This window comes from Thermogemmatispora sp., assembly GCF_042408735.1.
Classification (GTDB): domain Bacteria; phylum Chloroflexota; class Ktedonobacteria; order Ktedonobacterales; family Ktedonobacteraceae; genus Thermogemmatispora.
Genome location: NZ_JBHOQV010000079.1, coordinates 1 through 5,320, shown reverse-complemented (window position 1 = coordinate 5,320; position 5,320 = coordinate 1). Strand labels below are relative to the sequence as shown.

At 62.0% G+C, this 5,320-nt stretch carries 5 protein-coding genes; 4 read left to right on the top strand and 1 reads right to left on the bottom strand.

Annotated features, from left to right (window positions below):
- Positions 1–459 precede the first annotated feature (459 nt).
- The 4 genes from ACFMO7_RS06340 to ACFMO7_RS06325 are packed head-to-tail and all read left to right on the top strand — an operon-like array spanning position 460 to position 2,250.
- Positions 460–612, top strand: a complete 153-nt coding sequence (locus ACFMO7_RS06340; RefSeq protein WP_376794675.1) for a hypothetical protein — start codon at positions 460–462, stop codon at positions 610–612.
- Between the two features lie 7 nt (positions 613–619).
- On the top strand, positions 620–1,522 hold the full coding sequence (locus tag ACFMO7_RS06335; RefSeq protein WP_376794674.1) for a tetratricopeptide repeat protein: 903 nt from the start codon (positions 620–622) through the stop codon (positions 1,520–1,522).
- Positions 1,523–1,550: 28 nt separating this feature from the next.
- Positions 1,551–1,958, top strand: coding sequence for a tetratricopeptide repeat protein (locus ACFMO7_RS06330; protein ID WP_376794673.1), 408 nt, complete (start codon positions 1,551–1,553; stop codon positions 1,956–1,958).
- A gap of 46 nt (positions 1,959–2,004) precedes the next feature.
- Positions 2,005–2,250, top strand: coding sequence for a pentapeptide repeat-containing protein (locus ACFMO7_RS06325; protein WP_376794672.1), 246 nt, complete (start codon positions 2,005–2,007; stop codon positions 2,248–2,250).
- Positions 2,251–3,074: 824 nt separating this feature from the next.
- On the opposite strand, the gene ACFMO7_RS06320 is transcribed toward ACFMO7_RS06325, so the two are convergent.
- Complete coding sequence (locus ACFMO7_RS06320; RefSeq protein WP_376794671.1) at positions 3,075–4,427, bottom strand: TIR domain-containing protein; 1,353 nt, start codon at positions 4,425–4,427, stop codon at positions 3,075–3,077.
- Between the last annotated feature and the right edge of the window lie 893 nt (positions 4,428–5,320).

Here is a 5,320-nt window from a genome sequence, read left to right as displayed (position 1 = left end):
AAGGGGGCAAGGCTAGAGTGAGGAAAGCCCTCAGAGGCTGACTGGCTGGTCCCCCTCGGGGGATGAAGCAGGTGCACATCGGAGAGAGAAGCGAGATCGACCGGCTGAGTGACCAGTGACTGGAGGCAGGCGTCCCTGAAGACCTTGATGAACCCCAGCGTTGGGCCTGGGGCGGTGAGGAGGTGACTGCGCCTTTGCCGCGGCGAGAACGCTTCGGGCGGCTCCTCTCCCGCCAGGGACCGGAGCCGCCAGGGCTTGTGGTGACCGGGTGCGTACTGCTAGACAGCGCTCTAGACGCCTTCGAGGCGGCCGTAGACCAAGGAATATAGTATAGCTATATCTCTAAGTATGGACCAGGAAGCAGGCTAAGGTGAAGCGCCGGGGAACCGGGGCAGGGAAAGGCCCCGCAAGGGAGGGTCAGGCGTTGGGGTGCCGTCCTAACTGATCCAGGAAGGAGCGATGAAAGAGCCGGTCCGGGAAGGAGCGATAGAAGAGCCGATCGGAGAGGGAGGGAAGGGAGCCAGCAGCAGCTATTGGCTGCTGGTAGCAGGGGGGAAGCCAGCTCGCCCTCGGGACCCAGATGACTTCTGGCGGCGGGAGCGCTGGGAGTGAGTGGAAGGTGGTCACCGCTCGCCCGCTGCAGGGGGAGCAGGTGGGGAGGCTCCTGGCAGGCGAGCCGGGAGCGGAAGGGGAGGAGCCGCTGGAGTTTGGGGTGCCGAAGCGGGCGCTGAGGCTGGATTATGTGCCGCTGCCGCTAGAGGAGGGGGGAGGGCTGGCTTCGCCGCGGTTGCAGGGGGTGTTGGCGGATTACCAGGTGGGGCACCGAGTCTATCCGGTGCGCTTGCGGCAGGAGGGGACAGGGAGGGCGCTCTCGACGGAGTATGCGCTGGTGGTGCTGCCGAGAGAGCGGGCGGAGGAGGTGATCGACTGGAAGCGGACGGAGTGTCGGACGTGGATAGGAGGACGTCCCTACATTCGGACGTTGGGGATCAAGGAGAGCTGGACGGCCCAGGGGAGGCTGCTGGTGGGACTGGTGAGGAAGTACTGCTCGGGGCTGCACTCTGGGGTAGAGAGGGTCCTGGTGCAGGAGCGGTTGAGGAGGGCGATGGAGGAGGCGGAGCTGCGGGGGCTGGCCTGGACGCCGCTGAGCGCGTGCCATGACCCCGACTCGGGGGTGAGAGTGGAGCGCTTGCGGGCCTATCTGCGGGGGCATCCGGAGGATGCGGAGGCCTGGCGTGAGCTGGGATGGGTGTATAGGGCGCTCCTGCAGCATGAAGCAGGTCTCGAGGCGATCGAGCGGGCGCTGAGGCTGAGGCCGGACGAGGCGGAGAGCTGGGAGTGCCGGGGGAGGCTGCTGGAGGAGCTGGGGGAGCAGGAGGAGGCGCTGGAGAGCTATCGTCGGACCGTTGAGCTGGGGGGGAGGATCAGCTACGTGGGGGGTGGTATACGCTCAGCTATGCGAGGTTGTTGCGCAAGAGGGGGAGAGCGGAGGAGGCGGTGCGGCTGCTGGAGGAGGGGCTGAGGAAGCGAGGAGAGCTGGAGGAGCAGGAGTGGTACCAGTTGGGGAGGCATATCAGGAGCAGAGGGAGGGACAGCAGGCGTTGGAGGCGTTCAATCGGGCGATAGAGGTAGGACGGCGGAGGGGGAGGCATCTATTGGTGGAAAAGGAGTCGCTGCTGAGACAGGGGCAGGTGCTGGAGCAGCTGGGCAGGCTGGAGGAAGCGCTGGCGACCTATGAGCAGGGGCTGAAGCAGGCAAGGTACGAGGTGGCGTTCTGGAGGGGGAAGGTGGGAGTGTTGCGGGCGCTTGGGAGAGAAGAGGAGACCGGTGAGGTGGAGCGGGAGCTGCGGCGGCGCGAGCAGCTAGAGGAGGAGCACAGGAGGATCGCGTATCCCTTCCTGCTAGAGAGAAAGAGCAGGCCCGCTCGGAGGAGAGGGGAGCCTAGGGGGTGGGGGTGAGAGGGAAGGCCGAGGTGGGGAGCAGCGGAGAAGCTGCGATGAGGGGGTGGCCGGGTTGCAGAGGGCAGACTGGCACAAGGCGGATCTGGCCGGGGCGGACCTGCGTGGCAGTTGCCTGGCAGGGGCAGATCTGGGAGGAACCTGCCTGAGAGAGGCCGATTTGAGGGAGGTGAAGCTGCGGCGAGGTTGCCGGAAGCAGTGGCCAGGAGCGGCCAGATCCGTACGGGCCGGCCAGGCTGGAGGGAGCCGGACTGGTGCTTGCGAAGAGTGGATCTGCAGGGAATGGACCTGAGAAGGATAGATCTCAGAGGGGGCTGTCTGGAGCGTGCACGTGTGGGCTAAGGTGGCCGGCCTGGTGCCTCTCCTTCTCGAAAACAAAGTCCCGGGCGGGGCTGGGGCAGAGAGCAAAAGAGGGACTCATGAAGTGGCAGGAGAAACAGGCGCTGGTCAAGGAGTATATAGAACTGCCCTGGGGAAGCTGGTACGAGTAACGCTGGTACGAGTAACGAAGGAAGAAGCCGAAGACAGGAGTGTTGGCGGAGCCAGAGGAGATGGCGGGAGTGGTCTGCGGGCCGCTAGAGCCGTATCTAGGGAAAAGAGAGGTCAGGTCGCTGAGCGAGCTACTGAGAGCAATAGGGTATCCGCGGAACGTAGTGACAATGCTCTCTCTGGTTGGGGTGCTTGAGAGTAGCTATCACCCCTCTTGCTTTAAAGCAGGGGAGATACTGCAGGAGGTGCCAGCGGAGGAGGATGTTGCTAAAGAAAGGTGGCCCACCAAGGTCCTACCGTGCTCAAGCACGACAGGCTTGTCGGTTTGGGACTGGGTCGCCAGCGGAAAGAGATGTGCGCGGCGATAAGGTCCCTGGGCCACAGATCGGTCCTCTTTTCTGCCTACCAGGGAGCACCTGTCCAGGGAGATAAGATGGGCGCCCCAACTAGCTGGGATGATCGTCTCTCGTCTACCACAGCCGACAAGGCCAGCCCACGAGCATAGCCAGAGGGAACAGGGTGGGGCCGCGGATCCAAAAAAGCCCCTCTCAAAGAGAGACCGGACCGGTGACCGGGCGCCGGTCCAGTCCAGGCTGCTCCCTGGCCTGGTCTTCCCAGCGCCCGCCCTTACGATGGCTTTCGTGGGGCCAGGCCGCCCTGACCCAAGACAAAGAAAACGAAGCGCGCCGCATTTTCCGCCGCTCGGCGCTGATTCTCTTCCTTATTCTCCCCCTTGTGGCCGTCGCCCCAATCGCAAATGGCCTTGACGACGATCCACTCACACCGCTCTCGCATAGCTGCGGCGTAGAGGCCCGCGCCCTCCATCTCTCCCCCGATCGCCTCGGGTTCGATAGTCAGCAACTGCCTGATCATCTCGGGATGATCAACAAGCTTGTCTCCAGAGAGTATTAGCCCGAAATGCGTCTTGGCTCCCTGCCAGTCGAGCACCGCGTCAGTGAAGCGTGCCAGCAGGCGCGGCGAGGCGCTGGCGCGGTCCCCTCGCGGCAGTTGAATCCTCTTGCCGCTCGCTCCCATCCCAACGCGCTGCAGCTCGTAGCTCATAAGCTGCTGCGAGACCAGGATATCGCCCAGTTGCTGCTTGTCGCGCTGCAGACCGAAGGCGATCCCCACCATGATCACTGCCTCTGGCTTTAGGGTGCGAATGGCATCGCTGATGGCCAGCGTCGCCCCACTGGCCCCCGAGGTGCCCATCTGGGTGCGCAGCACCCAGGTGGCCGTCCCCCCAATCTCACCCAAAAAGTAGTAGGATTCGACCCGACCTCTCTGACGCTCGAAAGTTGCCTGCATCTCCTTCAGAGCAATCTCGCGCACGGCCCGGATCTCAACATCGGTGGCCGTCACGAGGAGCACATCGCAGCGTCGCGTCTCCATTCCAGACGGCCGGACATAGCTCGTTCTCCCCTGCCAGGCAGCATTGTCTGCCTCCAGAGAGACACCGACCGAGGAGATCGCTTCAGAAGCAGCCGCAATCGCTGGCGGCCGCTTCACCTCTTCCTCGCCTCCGACTAGCTCGAGGGCCACCTCACGAATTTTTCTCGCCAGCTTGGTCAGCTCCTTCTCGCGCTGCGAGGCAGATAGGCCACGCAAAGGGCGACCATCCGAAGGAAAAATGGCTAGCTCGGCAAATGGCTCTGGCTCGTACAAGCATTCCCGCAACTTTACAGGAAAGAGACGCACACGCCCAGACCCTTGCTGGAGCCGCTCCCAGGCACGCTTGCACAATTCTGGATAGAATGGATCAGTGAGCAGGTCGGGGCTTAACAGAATCATGATGATCTGGGCCTGGTCCAGTTGACGCAACAATTCTGCTCGCACCGGCTGACCCGGCTGGATCAGGCGCCGCTCCCAGTCCTTGATAAGCCCGATCTTGCGTAGCGGCTCCAGAAAGTTCTTGATCTCATCCAGTAGGCGCTGATCATCCTCGCTGTGGGCACTGAGGTAGAATAGATTGATGGACACTATTCGCCTCGCTTTCTTCTCCATTCAATCAATTGTCTTATGCCGTGACTGTACAGTATAGCTACAAGGCTGCCTGGCGACAACACAGGTAGCTCGCTCGGGCCGGGCCGCCTGCCGCTGCTCCAGCACATTCCATCATATACAGTCGTCTCCAGTGATAGGGAGAGAGGCTGCTCGTCCCCTGGTCTCCGCCTTTCCCGGCTCCTCGCCTCTCTCCATTGAGCTTTCGGACAGCCCCTCCTATATAGGACTATTGTACGCGAAAAGGAGGCAATTTTAAATAAATCTATAGCCTATCTGTCTGCAGTCCCTGCCTCCGGTTAAATACTGCTTGCTTGCTAACTATAGTGAATAATTATCGAGAGCAAGAATTGATGGTAACGCCATTTACAATAAACCAGGCGAAGTGCCTTGTAGAGAAAAAGAGCTTTGGCTTAATGAACTGGCCAAAGAGAGGTTCCTGTATTGCTTGTCTAATACAGAAACTGCTTGTGTGAATAGTGTAGCCTGGCCGACTATCGCAGAATGCCTGAAAAGTCACAGGCATCTGCGATGATGCAGAGAGGATGGTATCATGGGAGGAGGCCAGAACGAACAAGATCGCGTGCTGGTCATCACCGTCTTGCAGAAAGAAGCCAGGGCTGCCCTGCCTATCTCTGCCATCTCTGGCCGCAGACAGCAGGTATCCACTCCACAGCTCGGGTGCTGGCAGGCCAAGAGCCACCCCCTGCGTGAGCGGCTGGCATCCGCCGGGGAGCCGCGCAGGGGCACCGCTTCGCAGGAGCATTGGGAGCCACCTCGATGGCCAGCGACCCCGCCAGCGCCACCTGGTCCCTGCCCTGAGGCGGCCTGGAGCTTGCAAAGGGCCACTGCCAGGACGGGCGGTTGGCCTG